This window comes from Anaerocolumna sp. MB42-C2 (assembly GCF_030913705.1).
Lineage (GTDB): Bacteria > Bacillota > Clostridia > Lachnospirales > Lachnospiraceae > Anaerocolumna.
Map to the genome: position 1 here is coordinate 1,168,048 of NZ_CP133190.1, position 16,504 is coordinate 1,184,551.

General features: G+C 35.1%; 15 protein-coding genes. 9 read left to right on the plus strand and 6 right to left on the minus strand.

Features of this window, described 5'->3' with window-relative positions; translation table 11 throughout:
• Window positions 1-129: 129 nt before the first annotated feature.
• A complete protein-coding gene (locus RBU59_RS05300) occupies window positions 130-657 on the plus strand; it encodes a cysteine hydrolase family protein (protein WP_308146839.1) in 528 nt (175 codons plus the stop codon).
• Between the two features lie 327 nt (window positions 658-984).
• Here the strand turns inward: RBU59_RS05300 and RBU59_RS05305 are convergent, their stop codons facing one another.
• The 5 genes from RBU59_RS05305 to RBU59_RS05325 all read right to left on the minus strand — a co-directional run bounded on the left by RBU59_RS05305 (window position 985) and on the right by RBU59_RS05325 (window position 7,338).
• Window positions 985-2,910 (minus strand): ABC transporter ATP-binding protein, encoded by a 1,926-nt coding sequence (locus tag RBU59_RS05305; protein ID WP_330698485.1) that lies wholly within the window; start codon window positions 2,908-2,910, stop codon window positions 985-987.
• The gene (locus RBU59_RS05310; RefSeq protein WP_308146840.1) at window positions 2,882-4,612 is read right to left on the minus strand and encodes an ABC transporter ATP-binding protein; all 1,731 of its coding nucleotides are present in this window, start codon (window positions 4,610-4,612) and stop codon (window positions 2,882-2,884) included. The genes RBU59_RS05305 and RBU59_RS05310 overlap by 29 nt, the downstream gene beginning before the upstream one ends.
• Window positions 4,613-4,657: 45 nt before the next feature.
• A complete protein-coding gene (locus tag RBU59_RS05315; protein WP_308146841.1) occupies window positions 4,658-5,113 on the minus strand; it encodes a MarR family winged helix-turn-helix transcriptional regulator in 456 nt (151 codons plus the stop codon).
• Window positions 5,114-5,369: 256 nt separating this feature from the next.
• Window positions 5,370-6,086: a sugar phosphate isomerase/epimerase family protein gene (locus RBU59_RS05320; protein ID WP_308146842.1), complete on the minus strand. Its 717-nt coding sequence runs from the start codon at window positions 6,084-6,086 to the stop codon at window positions 5,370-5,372.
• A 175-nt stretch (window positions 6,087-6,261) separates the two neighbouring features.
• Window positions 6,262-7,338 (minus strand): Gfo/Idh/MocA family protein, encoded by a 1,077-nt coding sequence (locus RBU59_RS05325; protein WP_308146843.1) that lies wholly within the window; start codon window positions 7,336-7,338, stop codon window positions 6,262-6,264.
• A gap of 236 nt (window positions 7,339-7,574) precedes the next feature.
• Here RBU59_RS05325 and RBU59_RS05330 point away from each other — a divergent pair, with 236 nt between their 5' ends.
• The 7 genes from RBU59_RS05330 to RBU59_RS05360 all read left to right on the plus strand — a co-directional run bounded on the left by RBU59_RS05330 (window position 7,575) and on the right by RBU59_RS05360 (window position 14,360).
• A complete protein-coding gene (locus RBU59_RS05330; protein WP_308146844.1) occupies window positions 7,575-8,381 on the plus strand; it encodes an AraC family transcriptional regulator in 807 nt (268 codons plus the stop codon).
• Between the two features lie 242 nt (window positions 8,382-8,623).
• Complete coding sequence (locus RBU59_RS05335) at window positions 8,624-10,342, plus strand: WG repeat-containing protein (RefSeq protein ID WP_308146845.1); 1,719 nt, start codon at window positions 8,624-8,626, stop codon at window positions 10,340-10,342.
• A gap of 230 nt (window positions 10,343-10,572) precedes the next feature.
• On the plus strand, window positions 10,573-11,481 hold the full coding sequence (locus RBU59_RS05340) for a potassium channel family protein (RefSeq protein WP_308146846.1): 909 nt from the start codon (window positions 10,573-10,575) through the stop codon (window positions 11,479-11,481).
• A gap of 303 nt (window positions 11,482-11,784) precedes the next feature.
• Window positions 11,785-12,216, plus strand: a complete 432-nt coding sequence (locus tag RBU59_RS05345) for an HIT family protein (RefSeq protein WP_308146847.1) — start codon at window positions 11,785-11,787, stop codon at window positions 12,214-12,216.
• A 22-nt stretch (window positions 12,217-12,238) separates the two neighbouring features.
• On the plus strand, window positions 12,239-13,102 hold the full coding sequence (locus RBU59_RS05350) for a hypothetical protein (protein ID WP_308146848.1): 864 nt from the start codon (window positions 12,239-12,241) through the stop codon (window positions 13,100-13,102).
• Between the two features lie 200 nt (window positions 13,103-13,302).
• Window positions 13,303-13,779: a hypothetical protein gene (locus RBU59_RS05355; protein ID WP_308146849.1), complete on the plus strand. Its 477-nt coding sequence runs from the start codon at window positions 13,303-13,305 to the stop codon at window positions 13,777-13,779.
• Window positions 13,780-13,856: 77 nt separating this feature from the next.
• Complete coding sequence (locus tag RBU59_RS05360) at window positions 13,857-14,360, plus strand: hypothetical protein (RefSeq protein ID WP_308146850.1); 504 nt, start codon at window positions 13,857-13,859, stop codon at window positions 14,358-14,360.
• A 71-nt stretch (window positions 14,361-14,431) separates the two neighbouring features.
• On the opposite strand, the gene RBU59_RS05365 is transcribed toward RBU59_RS05360, so the two are convergent.
• Window positions 14,432-15,238, minus strand: coding sequence for a DUF2935 domain-containing protein (locus RBU59_RS05365; RefSeq protein WP_308146851.1), 807 nt, complete (start codon window positions 15,236-15,238; stop codon window positions 14,432-14,434).
• Window positions 15,239-15,496: 258 nt separating this feature from the next.
• Here RBU59_RS05365 and RBU59_RS05370 point away from each other — a divergent pair, with 258 nt between their 5' ends.
• Entirely contained in the window at window positions 15,497-16,414 is a 918-nt protein-coding gene (locus tag RBU59_RS05370) for an aldo/keto reductase (protein WP_308146852.1), read from the plus strand.
• The last annotated feature ends 90 nt before the right edge of the window (window positions 16,415-16,504 follow it).

Consider the following 16,504-nt stretch of genomic DNA (forward strand, 5'->3'; position numbering starts at 1 on the left):
TTTCTTCGAATATTATGATATAATCCGGAATGATGAAACAAAACAGCAGGTAATTATGAAACCTAATAGTTACAGGCAAGTTGTTTCGCAGCTAATGCTAAAAAATTCATAAGGAGTGTAGATAATATTATGGGAAAAACTGCTTTGTTAGTAATCGATGTCCAGAATGCACTGGTAAAAGAACACCCTTACCAGGAAGAGGGTATGCTTCATTCATTGGAAAATTTAATTTCCTGCTGCAGAGATAAAAATATCGAAATTATTTATGTTCAGCATAATGGTGACAAAGAAGAAGATCTGGCCCCAGGTACGGAGGGCTGGCAGATTTATGATAAAATAAAACCACTCGGAACAGAGAGAGTATTTCATAAAAATTACAACAGTGCATTTAAAGATACCGGAATGCAGGATTATCTTGATACAAAAGAATTTACCACATTAATCATAGCCGGAATGCAAACCGAATATTGTATTGATACTTCCATTAAAGTAGCCTTTGAGAATGGCTTTAATTTAATCATAGCCAAAGATGCCATTTCGACCTTTGACCAGCCTCTAATGACCGCAAAAGAAATATGTGAATTTTATTATTACAAGATTTGGAATAACCGTTTCGGTATGGTAATAGGGAGTAACGATATTATAAATAATTTATAAAACAAACGCGCTGGGATAAACCCCAACCCGGTTTTAAAGACTGCTGAATACCTAATATTATGATCCCGAGGATTCTGCCCTAAACTGACAGCAGGAAACGAGCCAGTAGATGGTTGTACCGGAAGAGGTATTCAATTGGATGCGAATTATAAATTCTAATATTTTGAAGCGCAGGCTAAGAGTATTGGTACCGGGGTTTTACACTGTACTTATTCCTCTTAGTCTGCGCTTAATTCGTTCATTCAACCGGTATTAGTACCTCCGGTTATGAATACTTTTTGGATTTATAGGTTTTATAGGTTCAAAGCACTTCATAGGATTAAAAACTTAAGATAATTCAAACATACCGGTATATAACTGATAATATTTTCCTTTCTGTTCGATTAACTCGTTGTGATTTCCCCGTTCAATTATCTCACCATTTTCCAGAACCATAATAGCATGTGAATTACGGACCGTGGAAAGTCTATGGGCTATAACAAATACAGTTCTTCCCTCCATCAGACTATCCATACCTTTCTCAATCAACGCTTCCGTTCTGGTGTCTATGGAAGAGGTTGCCTCATCCAATATAAGTACCGGAGGGTCGGCAACAGCTGCTCTTGCAATGGTAATTAACTGACGTTGGCCCTGTGAAAGATTTGCACCATCGGAAGTTAACATGGTTTGATACCCCTGTGGCAGATGTTTTATGAAAGAATGCGCATTTGCCAGTTTTGCGGCTGCAACTACCTCTTCATCACTTGCTTTTAGATTACCGTAGCGTATGTTTTCCATAACTGTTCCGGTGAACAGGTGTGAATCCTGCAATACCATTGCTAAAGATAGCCTTAAGTCATCCTTTTTGATTTTATTTATGTTAATTCCATCATAACGTATTTTACCGTCCGGTACGTCATAAAAACGGTTTATCAGATTAGTTATGGTTGTTTTTCCGGCTCCGGTTGAACCTACAAATGCAATTTTCTGTCCCGGTTTCGCATTCAGACTGATTCCATTTAAAACTGTTTTGTTTTCCTCATAACCAAAAACTACATTATCAAAGGTAACTTCACCTTTAACCTGGGTGTAAGTAACGGTTCCATCGGATTTATGCGGATGTTTCCAGGCCCAGATTCCTGTATGCTCCATCGCTTCTGAAATATTGCCACAGGCATCTATTCTGGCATTAACCAAAGTCACATATCCGTCATCAACTTCAGGACTTTCATCAATCATATTGAAGATTCTTTCGGCTCCTGCAAGGGCGGATAATACGGAATTTAACTGCTGGGATATCTGGGTGATCGGCTGTGAAAAACTTCTCGTATACTGTAAAAATGCAACCACCGTACCTAAGGATATGGAACCCATAACTGCAAGTACCCCGCCGAAAACTGCGGTACAGGCATAAAGAATATGCGATAGGTTACCCATAATCGGCATTAGTATATTAGCAAAGGTATTGGCATTCGTAGCTGCTTCACACAATTCATCATTTAATTTTTCGAATTGGGCTTTGGAGGTTTCCTCATGACAAAATACTTTTACAACCTTTTGTCCCTCAAACATTTCTTCTATAAAACCATTTACTTTTCCAAGCTTCATCTGCTGATTCTTAAAATACATACCGCTTTTTCCGCCGATTTTTTTAATAACCTTTAACATGATAAATAACATACAGACCACTAAAATCGTAAGCTGCCAGCTGAACATAACCATCATAATAAAAACACCGGTCACAGTAATTGCAGAAGATATAAAATTAGCTACACTGTTACTTAACATTTCTCGAATGGTATCCGTATCATTGGTGTAACGGCTCATCAAATCTCCATGGGTATGGGTATCAAAATACTTAATGGGGAAGGATTCCATCTTATCAAATAAATCCACCCTTATTTTATATAGGGTCTTTGTAGAAATATTTAACATAATTCTGCTGAAAAGATAAGTCGATATCGCACCACTAAGGAAGATCAAACCCATAATACAAAGAGTCTTAATGAATCCGATAAACAAAGCACTGTCATAGTTTTTTGCCAATGGTTCGATATAGCTGTCAATGACTGATTTTAAAAAAGATGTGCCGATAATCTGGGCACTGGCACTTAAAAGTATAAAAAATAATACCAGTACTAATTGTAATTTATATTCCGCCATATAATCAAAAATACGTTTTAGGGAACGTCCTACATTCTTAGGTTTGTTACCCGGTTTTAATTCTCTCATCGGTCCCGGCATTTTACTCATCCCCTTTCTGCTGTGATTCATATACTTCCCTGTAAATCTTATTGTTTTTCATCAATTCTTCATGACTTCCAAAAGCATCTACTTTACCGTCATCCAACACCATAATACGATCCGCCTCACATACAGAGGAAATTCTCTGTGCAATGATAATTGTTGTTGTATCTGATAATGTATCCTTAAATGCCTGACGGATTTTACTGTCAGTAGCAGTGTCAACTGCACTGGTGGAATCATCAAGGATAATAATCTTCGGCTTTTTCAGTAACGCTCTGGCAATACATAATCTTTGTTTTTGCCCGCCGGACACATTTACACCGCCCTGTCCCAGGTCCGTCTCAAAACCATCGGGAAATGACATTATAAAATCGTAAGCCTGTGCTGCCTTACAGGCATTGATTATTTCTTCCTCCGTTGCCGCTTCATTACCCCATTTTAAATTTTCCCTTATTGTTCCTGAGAATAGTACATTTTTCTGGAGAACCATAGCGACCTCATTCCTTAAAGTCTCCAATGCATAATCTTTTACATTTATACCACCGACTTTGATTTCTCCCTCCAGTACATCATATAATCTGGGAATAAGGCTGACCAAAGTAGATTTGGAAGTACCGGTTCCACCGATAATTCCAATTGTTTCACCGGAATTAATGCGAAGATTAATATCACTTAAAGTTAAATTATCTTTATCTTTTGCATAACTAAAGGATACATGGTTAAATTCGATGGATCCATCTTCTACTTTATTATGTGAACCGGTATTATTATCTTTAATATCAATCTCTTCATCCAATACTTCTACAATACGGGTCATGGATGCCCTTGAGATAACAAGCATAATAAAAATCATGGAGATCATCATAAGCGACATTAAAATCTGAGTGATATAATTAATAAAACTAGATATCTGCCCAATCTCAAAGTCACCTTTCATAACCATATTTCCGCCAAACCATAAAACAGCCAGAATACAGCCATACATACTCAACTGCATAACAGGACCGTTTAAGATGATTAATTTTTCAGCTCTGACCTGGGCTTTACGCACGGCATCAGCAGAATTCTGAAATTTGGATTTTTCGTAAGCTTCTCTTACAAATGCCTTTACGACCCGTATTCCAACCAGATTTTCCTGTACATCGGAATTCATTCTGTCATAAAGCTTAAGCATAGCAACAAATCTCGGATGTGCTTTCGACATAATTATGTAAAGTGCAATTCCCAAAAAAGGAATCGCTATTAAAAATACAATAGATAACTCTGCGCTCATAATGATTGCCATGACAGTAGCCCCGATTAACATGATTGGTGCACGGACGGCCATACGTATCAGCATCATAAATGCATTTTGTGTATTGGTTACATCTGTTGTCAGCCTGGTCACAAGAGAGGGTGTAGAAAATTTATCTACATTGCCAAAAGAAAAATCCTGCACTTTATCAAAGAGCTTTTTTCTTAAGTTCTTTGCAAACCCCATTCCGGCAATCGCTGCAAATTTTCCTCCTACCGCACCGAAACACAGGGATATTAACGCCATGGATATCATTATAATTCCCATTCTAATAATATAAGTGATACCACCGTTTCCCAATATACCAATATCAATAATTTTCGCCATAACAAAAGGAATTAAAATTTCCATCATAACTTCCCCTACCATTACAACAGGTGTAAGAATGGCATATTTCTTATATTCACCGATACAAACAGCTAGCTTTTTAACCATAATAACCTCCATCTGCCGCTATGGCGGCCTACTAACCTCACTTCATTACCTGAATAATTTGCTGACATTATTCAGACTCTTTTTCAATAATTTATTAAATAATTCTTTCTCATCACCTGACATATCGCTAACGATTACTAATTCAAGTTTACAGATAAAATCCTTTAAGGTTTTAGACAGTTTCGATCCCTTTTCTGTCAGGAGCACTCTTTTAATCCTCCCATCAGATTCGTCCCCGATTCGTTCAACCAGTTCACTTTTCTCCATATTCTGAAGTATATTGGTTACGGATGAACGTTTGATTGCAAAATTCTGCTCGATATCTTTCTGGTAGGCGTAAGAACCCGGGCTCTCACTTAGAAACCGTAATATCTTAACCTGTTCAATTGTAATATTATGATTAGATAAATTCTCATCTGCCAGATATTTCATATTTTTGGCAAGCCTTTGGATTAGAATTCCATTATCTTCTCTATCCTCTTTGTTTCTATTAGGACACATTATTTCATTCACTCCTTTGTTAGATGTCTAACATTTAATATATACATATCTTATAAATTTGTCAATTCTAAGATTGTAATTCATGAAATTGAATCATAAACTTTGCAGAAAACCTTTATCATAATTATTTACTGCCCGGTCAAGCTTTTTCTGTATAATAAAGAAATGGGGCTGTCACGGCAGCCCCTAAATTTTAAATTGTTAATGCTCTAATAGAAAATTTATTCCAAAAGTCAATTAACGTTGCATCATGTAATCAGCCCTTTAAATAGCGAATACTTCTTCCTACGTCGGACAGTCCATCCGGTGTTGGTTTATCATTTTCAACAATCAGCCACTCCATACCGATTCTTGCTGACATTTCTCTGATTCCTTTTATATTGTTGAAACCTTCTCCAATTGCACAAGGCACTCCTTCAAAGCTTCCGTCTTTTAAATGTATCAGTGAAATAACATCCGTATTATCACGAATAAAAGTACAAGGTTCTACTCCTGCATTAAATACCCAGAAAGTATCTAATTCCAAATTACAGCTGTCTCCGATTAACGCTAACGGAATACTGCCGTCTTCCAGAATCTTAAATTCGTGGGAATGATTATGATATAATAATTCCATACCGCTCTCTGCAACTGTTTTCTTAGCAGCACTCATTACTTTAACCACGTGATCCACTTCTTCTTTATTACCGGTTGGTGCAAATGCGCAAACCATATATTTACAGCCCAATGTTTTGTTATATTTAACCAGCTCATCCAGTTTGAATTCCAGATCATTTAATCCATGGTGGCTTGAAATAGCTTCCAATCCAATCTCATCAAGAAATGCTTTTAAATCTTCTGCAGCCATTCCGGCATATCCGGCAAATTCAACCCCATCATAACCTAATTCTTTTACCTTTTTGATATTTGCCTTAAATTCATCGGCATTTTCATAAGTGTCTCTTATGGTATACAGCTGTAATCCTATCTTCATATAATCCTCCATCTGCCGCTGCTGCGGCTTATAATTAAGCCTAATACACTTCTATCTGCTGGCTTTCAAAAATACTAGTACTCTTTAACACTTCAATTGCTTTCAAGTCCCCTTTGATTGTAATACACCTCTTAATCATAATTATCAAAATTTAAACTATGCTAAATTGTATATTCTAATCAAAATATACCGGTTTTCCTGTTTTAGCAGACTCATAAATAGCTTCCAGAATTCTGGTAACTACCGCCGCCTGTTCCGGTAATACAGTTATTTCACCTTTACCCAAGATAGCATTGGCAAATATCGTTTGTTCTATTACCTGAGGAGATGCATCCTGCCCTTCGTAAAAAGCAACTCCGCCTGCTTCCAAATTAGGTTTTGTAACAAATTGTCTGTCATGTTTTACACCGTTAATGCGAAGACCATCCTGCATATCAGCACCTGCTTTGGTTCCGCATAATACAGTTTTTGCTTCCAATACATCCAAGGTATTTAGGGCCCAGCTGGACTCCAAAGTAATCGTTGCACCATTTTCCATAACGATGAAACCAAAGGCACTGTCTTCTACACTGAATTCTTCCGGCTTCCAAGGTCCAAAGGCATTCCCCTGGTCCGTATCCTGATTCAGCTTGTGATAGGTTGTACCAACTGCATATTTAGGCTTATAGTTGTTCATTGTCCAGAGAGTTAAGTCCAGTGCATGAGTTCCTATATCAATTAATGGACCACCGCCCTGTTCATATTCATTTAAGAAAACTCCCCAGGTAGGAACGGCACGACGGCGGATTGCCTTAGCTTTGGCATAATAGATATCGCCTAATACACCCTCTTCACATTCCTTTTTTAAGTACTGGCTGTCACTGCGGTAACGGTTCTGGTAACCGATTGTAAGGATTTTACCTGTTTCCTTGGCTGCATCTACCATGGCACAGGCTTCTTTATAATTAATTGCCATCGGTTTTTCACACATAACATGCTTATCGGCATGAAGTGCATCAACCGTAATAGCCGCATGGGAACGATTTGGAGTACATACATATACTGCATCTAAATCTTCCTTCAATAATTCTTTATAATTAGTAAAAACTTTCGCATCTTCTGTTCCGAATTCCTTAGACGCTTTGACTGCTTTTTCTTCAATTATGTCACAAAATGCTACCATATCTGCATAACCGGCACTTTTGATTGCCGGCATATGTTTACCGTTGGCAATTCCGCCGCATCCTATAATACCTACTTTTAACTTCTCCATTATTTCCTCCATTCCTGCGCGTTTTTTATGCGCATCTGAAATTTGTGCCAAGTGTGTTTGTACACTTTGGTTACGCAGACACAAATTTCTGTGGTTGAAAGTGAATTCTTTCACTTATGCCTCCACACTTTTGCAATTGTAATTTTATGATATTATGATTATAATAATATTATAAAAATATGTCATGTCACTTAATGGTATATCAGTGTCAAAAAATGCTGTAAATTGGAGGACTTATGAAAAATAATTTTTCTTATGAATATATCCGGGACAATTTTAATCAGATTGTATGCTGGAAAGTGGATAATAATCATTACTGGCCCCATTTTCATAGCAGTATAGAGATCATTTATGTAACAGCAGGTGAATTAAAAATCACCTTAAACGGTCAGGTTTATCTTGTAAAGCAAAATAACTTTTTAATTATTCCAAGCTATTATATTCACAGTTATGCGACAGACTTCTATTCAAGCGCATATATATGCATTATACCGCTGGACTCCATTCCGTCTTATAAATCAACGTTTTCGAAAAAAACTTTTGCTAACCTAATGGTAGAAAATCCTCCTTTTGAAGTAGAACTAAAACACTGTCTGGATTCATTATGTAATATAACAAAATCCATGAACCATTCTGCTTCTGAAAATATATTGAAAGGTTATATTTACGTGTTTTTAGGGCTTTTAATTAATCATGTGGGACTCGTTGATATTACGGATACGAAAATGATATCTCTGGCTCAGGAAATTTTAATCTATCTCCAGGATAACTACCTAAAGCCAATGAAATTAGTAGAAATCTCGGAGCATTTTGGCTACAGCCCAAGTCGCTTTTCTCATATTTTTAATGAATTTTTTGACTGCAAGTTAGTGGAATATATCAATGGTTTAAGGTGCCGACACGCCTTAGAGTTACTTCGCGAGAAAAATACAACCATAACAAACATTGCATTAGCTTCCGGATTTGACAGTACCCGTACCTTTTACCGTGCTTTTCAGAAATGTTTTGGCTGTACTCCCAACGAATCCTTAATAAAATTGTAGTGCTTACTTACCGGGACAAACTTAATAATTACATAAATAATACGATTTCCTTAAATTTAGTTAATAAACTCCTATGAGAAAATCTATATGTTATAATGAATAGTGCACATATACGAGCATAACCGCGTTCCTATATTCCGATGTATGGCGCTAAATCGCGCCTTTTTCAGTAGTTTGAAAAGTTACTTCTGATAAATTATTTTATGATTCATTGTTAATGTATTATCCAGGAGGATTACCCCATGAAACCTTACAGATTTTCTCTGGCAGCCCTTACTCTGCTAACCGTTTTGGCAGTATCGGGAGGTTGCTTTAAACACAATATACCGACCAACTCATTAAATAAAAATATTAAATCCGCAGAAGTAATAACAGAAGCACCGCAGATCATGAAGAACAGAATCGAAACACAGGAGACAACGGACGTTCCTGTCCCTTCCAGTTCAACGAACCTTTACCCCGCGTATGAATATGTAAACGGAGAAAAACAATATGGATTTATTGATGAAAACGGAATCTTTATTATCCAGCCCGGTTATTCCTATGTTACTGATTTTAAAGACGGTTATGCAGTTATCACTGCATCCCGGGATTATAAAGTAATAGACCAAAGCGGCAGTATTATATATGAAAGTGATTATTTGATTAAGCCTTACAGCAACGGAGCCGCTGTTTTTTCGAAATTATCGGGCAGTACTTTCAAGGAGGGGTATATCGATACAAACGGAAATGTAATAATTGATCCGGTTTATTTACAGGCAGATGATTTTAAGAAAGACAATACAGCTCTTGTAGAAACTGATATAGGTAACTATGCCCTTATTAATAAAAGCGGAAATGTTTTAGAAACTTATCAGTTAGATAAAAAATATAATTCTGTCGTTGATTTTAAAAATGGTTATATTATTTATTCGGGCGATAAGGATGGAAAAGTCGGCGTTGTAACTTATAAAGGTGAAGAAATATTTAAACCGATTTATAACGAAATTAAGTATCTGGGAGATGATTTATTTGCCATAAAAGATCCATCTTTGGACTCGAATGGAACTTTAACAACAGAACCTGCAGCAATTTTTGATAAAACCGGAAAACAGTTAACCGATTATGTATTCTATGATTTGAGTGAATTTCATAATGGTTACGCATCTGCAACGAATAGTCAATATACTTATTTTGTAGATAAGAAAGGTAAAGAAGCAATCTCTTTACCCAAAATGGAGGGCAGAGGAACTCTCACTTTATTCGGGGATATTATTAAGGCGGAAATCGACGATGACCTTGTCTATATGAGAAAAGACGGAACTGTCGTCTGGCAGAATGACCGCACTCAGACTCTCTCGCCCGAAATTACTGTAAAAGAATTGAAGTTTAAACCAAATAAGTATGTATATGTTTATTATCCTAATATTGAGGGTTTTAAAAATGAAACGCTTCAAGCCTCAGTAAATGGCAGATTATATAAACTATTTACGGATCCCAGAGCAAACAGTAAAGAAGAAGATAAAACATCTATAGCGGATACATTTAGTGCGGAATTAAGGAAAGATTTATTGATCATAAATAAAACCGGTTACGATTATCCCTTTGGTGCTGCCCATGGTATGCCAAGCAGCGATTATTATTTCATTGATATAAATACCGGCGAATTTTATGATTTAAGTGATCTATTTAAAGAGAACACGGATTACGCAAAGAAAATTAATGAAATCATCAACACCAAGATCCAGGAGCAAAGTAAATCGGAAGATTCTTTTATATTCCCGGATAGTTTTAAAGGAATCTCTGAAAATCAATATTTTAAATTAACGGAAGATTCTCTCGTTATTTACTTTTATCCTTATGAAATTGCCCCATATGCTGCCGGATTTCCCGAATTTGAAATTTCTTTCGAACAACTGCATGATATTATAGATTATGACGGCAACTTTTGGAAATCATTTCAGGATAAAACGGTTAATTAAATAAAAAAACTTTGTACTGCTTTATTTAAGCCGTACAAAGTTTTTTTGACTCTTTGACAGTACACGAAAATGTTCTAATTCCAGAAAGGCATTCTGGATTTCTTTTTGCCCATCTTCCATAAAAGAATACTATAATTACAGTTCACTCCGTATATTTAAATAATTCTTAATCTTATTGGGCTTCTTAATTTTCTTACCCAATATGATAAAAAACAGGCACAGGAGCTGTAATGAAAACTTTAACCGGATTAATTAAACATCATGGCGGAATTATTTGTATCATTACCTATACAATAACCTGGTTCTTATTTGGTTATCTCTATTGTTATATTGCTAATAATTCCAACGGACAATCTTTTGTATTTCATGAAGATATCCTCTTGCAAACTAAAATTATAGAATTCCAAAAAGAACTTAAAATTAATATCAATCAAAATATTACAAAAGATTTATTTCTTAATTATGATAAGAATTTTATTTTGACTAAGTTAACGAAAAATGACAGTCCGCTTATCACTTTTAATCTGTCTTCTGCCGGTATTAATCCAATTGGAGTAAACTGGGCAAATTATTACATAGCCAAATGGAAATCACAGGGTTTTAATTTCTGCAGCGCTGAAGTTATTGCAAGGAATCAGGTTGTTATGGATAATACAAAATACGTTAAAATCATGTTCAGTATCTACACCATTCCTACTGACACTATTAATATTATATCCTCAAAGGATTTAGTTTATCTCCCGCAGGTTTATTCTATGTTAGTTAAAAAACAGCATGATTTCTTTATCTGGATAAAGGAAAATGATTTGGATCTGTCAAATGAGAATTGGACTTTTACGGGAAATGACAATAAATTTGCTTCACTGGATTATGGAAAATTATTTATCTCCAACTCCATTAATTATTTGGACCGTGCAATTGATATTATCTACAATTATGAGACCCAATGTAAGTTTAAATACCCTTTCATCGACTTTTTATATTTTAGTGCGGTAACTATTACTACTTTAGGTTATGGAGACATTCTGCCTAATTCTTCTTTGGTCCGCGAGTTGGTTATGACAGAAACCTTGATTGGTGTAATTATTCTAGCGATTTCAATTTCCTTTTTGTATGACAGGATAAAAAACAGGCGATAAGCTTAAAAGTAACTCTAGACATAAAATATTTGAATAAATAATTCTGTATATTAATTTCCCTCAAATGAAATTGGGATTTCATGTTGATAGATGGTAAATTTTGTATTATAATGTTTATATCTATTATAATACCTTTATATTAATTTATTAATTTAACTAATCACTTCAATAATTACTTTATCAATTACTTTAACAATTACTTTACTGTCTATTTATTGAACTGCATTTTATTGTTTTATATTAATTTTTCTTTTATTTAGAAAGGAAAAGGATATGGGCTGCCTTATTTGTGAGAGAATTGAAATGATTAAAAACGGAACAAATCCATATTTTGTTACGGAACTAAATACCGGTTATGTTGTTCTTGGAGATTATCAGAAGTATAAAGGTTATACTTGTTTCTTATGTAAAATGCATGTTACCGAGCTTCATTCCATGCCCTACGAATATAGGATAAAACATCTGGAAGAGATGAGTATTGTCTCAGAAGCTGTTTTTCATGCATTTAAGGCAGATAAGATGAATCATGCCATGTTAGGAAATCTTGACAGCCATGTTCATTGGCACTTAATACCAAGAGTTATAGGTGATGCCCCCGCAAATGCTCCTATCTGGAGATTACCGGATGAGGAATTATTCAAAGACTCCTATCGTCCGGACACGGGAGAGTTACAAGAAATGGTCATAAAACTAAGAAAAGAAATAAATTGTTTAACCAGTATATACGAGAATTAATATTCTTATGAGGAGGCAGCTTTTGAATTACTTCATTACTATGAACAAATGTGTTACCGGCTTTCGTGTTGATAACCAGTTTATTGATTGTATTTCCAATGACAGTGTTTTTAAAATAGATAAACAAACAAAAGAAATAGTGTATTCCACAAAGCTTTTCAAAAAGGAAGGATTCTCCAGAAACTTAATATCCAATCACGAGTTATTAATCATTAGAGATTTCTACACTCTATATATCTTGGATAAGAATAATTATTCCTGTGTATCTACTTTCCAATTAGGAACAGATTTACGCACAGATATTTGCGGCATGACAATGGATGAAACTAATATCTATGCTTGTATAAGAAATGGTTCAATCATTGTTATTGAACTTAGTAACCTTACCATAAAAGGCGTATATCATGTATCTTCAAGCAGTATTTGGGATATAAAAGTTTATAGCAATGTTTTAATAGGCGGAAATGTTGAGGGGAATCTGCTGTTAATTGATAAAATAAAAATGGAACCTATGACCTCTATGATACTTGGTAAACAAAATATTGGAAGCATTTCTTTACAGAAGAATAAGGTATATGCTGCCGGGCAGGATAAAACACTTTATTTTGTGGACCTAGAGCATAGGACATGTATAACCAATAAACGAAATGTTCATAAAAGAATGTTCGACTGCGTAGGTATCTATAATAATTTCTTTATTACAATTTCCTATCCATGTAGCGAAATATCATTTTGGAATAAGGAAACACTGGAATTTGTGGGATCTATAAATATCCCTCTCTCTTTGTCAGGACGTACTTTTATTGAAGACAATATTTTGTTTGTTGCTTCAAGAAATATCAATGGAATCATCTCGCTTGACCTTAGATCTAACATCATCAAATGAGAATACATAAAATATTACTAAAGCACATTTATTCATACCAGAACTTGTCCTGTCCTGCATATGGACTGAACCGTTACTATTGAAGAAAACACCGAACATATTGTAGGTTAATATTCGTCTATGATATCTTAGAGGATTTAATATCTTTGCCACAATAACTTAAATAAGGTTGCAATTAAATAAAAAGTGGAGGTTTTAATATGGAATTTAGGATAATATCATTGCCGGCATTCAAGGCGGCTTCATCAGGTGTAGATAAGAATTTTGATTTCTCACCCACCGGTGTTTTAGGTAAATTCGATAAATATTTTTCAGCTATCAAGCCATCAGACAGGGATAGTTTTTTACCGCGTGATTTTTTATATTTTGATGAAGAGAAACAAGGCATGGTATGGATATGGGCACTGAGCGAGGATATGGAGGACGGCGGAAATGAGGTAATTAATTTTGATGGCGGTTGCTATTTGACTTATACCTATAAAGATGGTGACGAAGCAACAAATGAAAAATTATATCATGAAGCCTTAAACTATATCGAAACTTCGGATATTATTGAAATGGATGTTCGAGCAAACCATTATGCTATGGGTCATATTATTACCCCGGCTGAAATTATTAAAGCTCAAGGCTGGGCACAAATGGAGACATTTATACCAATTAAGCTAAAAAATAGCTGATTTGTATTTCTTGTTATTTGTATTAGACCAATACAAAATAAATAGTTGTAAAAGCAAACTATAAAAGGAATGAATAAATGAAAACTATATTAGCAGAAGAACGATTTAATTTTATATCAGATGAAAACAAGAAGTTTATTATTGCTTTTAATAATGAGATTTCAAAACTCGGTTACGGTTTCGGAGGTAATATTGGCAGTGGCTATTGTTGGGGTAAATATATGATTATTTATTCCAGGATTGGTATAAAAAGCAAAAAAGTTGTTGCACGTATCTATATCAGGGAAGATAGCATTGTACTTCGGCTTTTTTTTAATAATATTGACAATCACCGTGATCATATTGAACATTCACCTAAATATATAAAAGACGTTTTTACAGGGGAATACGGCAAATGTAATCATTGTCATAATGATAAGGGCGGAAAATGCAGATTCAGAAAGACATATTCCATAGACAATAAATTTATCGAAAAATGCAATGGTATTACTTTTGAATTTTCAGAACCCGATTTAAAAAAATTACCTGATTATATGAATTTGCTAAATGAATTTTATCCAAAAAGAAGAAGTACGATTTAATAGGCGTTCACAAGAAACAAGTTCATTATGAACGCCTTACAACCGTATCAAATATAGTACATTTTTCTTCATCATTCAATCCTTGGTTTGGCCGGGTCACAATCCGGTTTTGCTGTTTTTGCTATTTGGGATAATTTCCTTAAATAGTAACATTCTTCTCTTGCCATATGGTCGGCCATCAGCGGCATTAAAGTCCCTAACAGCCGCCCATCTGTTCGTAATGCCATAATCTCTTCCAACAGTTCCATAAAAGGTACCATAGTATTTACTGTCTGTTCATTTAAACGTTCTAAAGATGGAAAATTATCTAATCCGGTACGAAGATATCCTTCTACCTGAACTGATTTCATAAACAAATCAGTAAATTCTTTTTCGTACCACGTGCTTTCTTCTATCATGTCCTTCTCAACTTCATCCATATTCGCAGCTACGCTGGCTGCGTGCCCCACCGCATCGGATAACCACCTAAGATGGTAATGGATCGGATGAAAGATCGGATTCTCTCCTTCTGAGGCTGCAACAAGTACTAATATATATTCCTCCAGTTCATTAATCATATGGTTATAAAAGGAAGTGGGTAAATGTACTTTTATATCATTCGTCAAGGTAAGCGCCATAAGTTCTAATTTAAATTTACGAAATTCGTATGTAAGTTCATATGCCTTTTGGTTTAATTGATCCAGTTCAGATTGTGTAAGCTGCTCTCTTGCTTTCGCCAGTAACTCATCATACTTATCCATATACTGTTTTGCTTTTTTTATGGGTTCAATTTCATTCGGAGCAAGAGAATAAAAAATAAATCTTGCATGATCCCCCAAAATCTGAAGCCAAAACCGGTGCTCGAAAACCACTTCATTTGTAAACATAATATTTACCAAGCAATACCTCACATCTTAAATTTGTTACTATTATATGCTATAAATCCTTAAAGTGAATAATAGAATGAAAAATTTAATAAATCTTCCAGCTGCCATTTATTTTTCAGATAGAAATGTTACCTAAAAAATCAATGAAAATGTTCAAAATATTTAAAAACCCTTGACCTAGAGCTACCTCTAGGATATATAATCAAAACATGGATTATCAATACAAAAAATATCTAAAACTAAATTATAATCCAGGAAAAGAGGTATATTATGAAAACAATAAATATGTCAAACGGAGCTGTTCTTGCTTCTGAAATTTCATTAGGTTGTATGAGAATCGCTGATTTATCAGATAAAGATGCGGCTAATTTAATTCAGACTGCGGTAGATGAGGGAATTAACTTTTTTGATCATGCCGATATCTATGCAGGCGGTAAATCGGAAGAATTATTTGCTAAAGCAGTGGATATGAATAAAATTGACCGTGAAAAGTTAATAATTCAGACAAAATGCGGGATCAGACCAGGTTTCTTCGACTTTTCAAAGGAACATATATTAGAAGCGGTAGATGGTAGTTTAAAACGTCTGAATACCGAATACATTGACGTGTTGCTGCTTCACAGACCTGATACTTTAGTCGAACCGGAAGAGGTTGCGGAAGCTTTTGATCGATTGCTCAGCAGCGGAAAGGTGCGTAATTTTGGTGTAAGTAATCAAAATCCTATGCAGATAGAACTGTTAAGCTCTTATCTAAATCAAAAAATTGTAGCGAATCAATTACAGCTCAGCATAACTAATACAGGAATGATTGATGCCGGACTTAATGTAAATATGAAAATCGACAGCTCTATTGTTAGAGACGGCAGCATCCTTGATTACTGCAGACTTAAAAATATTACAATTCAGGCATGGTCTCCTTTCCAATATGGATTCTTTGAAGGTGTATTTTTAAATAATGAGAAATTTCCTGAATTAAATCAAAAAATTGACGAAATTGCAAAAGCAAAGGGTGTTACTAATTCTGCTATCGCTGTGGCCTGGATCTTAAGACATCCTGCTAAAATACAAACTATCGTAGGAACCACCAACGCAAAACGTTTGAAAGATATCTGTAACGCATCCAATGTAGAGTTAACGAGACAGGAATGGTATGAGATCTACAGAGCTGCCGGTAATAAACTGCCGTAAGCCTCGTTGCAGCCACTTACAATTGGAATGATAAATCTGATATGAATAACCCACCCAAACTAAGAGCCGATTATAACCCGTTTATTTAGC

What these genes read in the sequence shown, in the direction of transcription:
- RBU59_RS05325 (WP_308146843.1), bottom strand. Translation starts at nt 7,338, where the DNA reads ATGGAGAAGTTAAAAGTAGGTATTATAGGATGCGGCGGAATTGCCAAC.
- RBU59_RS05305 (WP_330698485.1), bottom strand. Translation starts at nt 2,910, where the DNA reads ATGAATCACAGCAGAAAGGGGATGAGTAAAATGCCGGGACCGATGAGA.
- RBU59_RS05320 (WP_308146842.1), bottom strand. Translation starts at nt 6,086, where the DNA reads ATGAAGATAGGATTACAGCTGTATACCATAAGAGACACTTATGAAAAT.
- RBU59_RS05370 (WP_308146852.1), top strand. Translation starts at nt 15,497, where the DNA reads ATGAAAACAATAAATATGTCAAACGGAGCTGTTCTTGCTTCTGAAATT.
- RBU59_RS05335 (WP_308146845.1), top strand. Translation starts at nt 8,624, where the DNA reads ATGAAACCTTACAGATTTTCTCTGGCAGCCCTTACTCTGCTAACCGTT.
- RBU59_RS05330 (WP_308146844.1), top strand. Translation starts at nt 7,575, where the DNA reads ATGAAAAATAATTTTTCTTATGAATATATCCGGGACAATTTTAATCAG.
- RBU59_RS05360 (WP_308146850.1), top strand. Translation starts at nt 13,857, where the DNA reads ATGAAAACTATATTAGCAGAAGAACGATTTAATTTTATATCAGATGAA.
- RBU59_RS05300 (WP_308146839.1), top strand. Translation starts at nt 130, where the DNA reads ATGGGAAAAACTGCTTTGTTAGTAATCGATGTCCAGAATGCACTGGTA.
- RBU59_RS05315 (WP_308146841.1), bottom strand. Translation starts at nt 5,113, where the DNA reads ATGTGTCCTAATAGAAACAAAGAGGATAGAGAAGATAATGGAATTCTA.
- RBU59_RS05340 (WP_308146846.1), top strand. Translation starts at nt 10,573, where the DNA reads ATGAAAACTTTAACCGGATTAATTAAACATCATGGCGGAATTATTTGT.
- RBU59_RS05345 (WP_308146847.1), top strand. Translation starts at nt 11,785, where the DNA reads ATGATTAAAAACGGAACAAATCCATATTTTGTTACGGAACTAAATACC.
- RBU59_RS05310 (WP_308146840.1), bottom strand. Translation starts at nt 4,612, where the DNA reads ATGGTTAAAAAGCTAGCTGTTTGTATCGGTGAATATAAGAAATATGCC.
- RBU59_RS05355 (WP_308146849.1), top strand. Translation starts at nt 13,303, where the DNA reads ATGGAATTTAGGATAATATCATTGCCGGCATTCAAGGCGGCTTCATCA.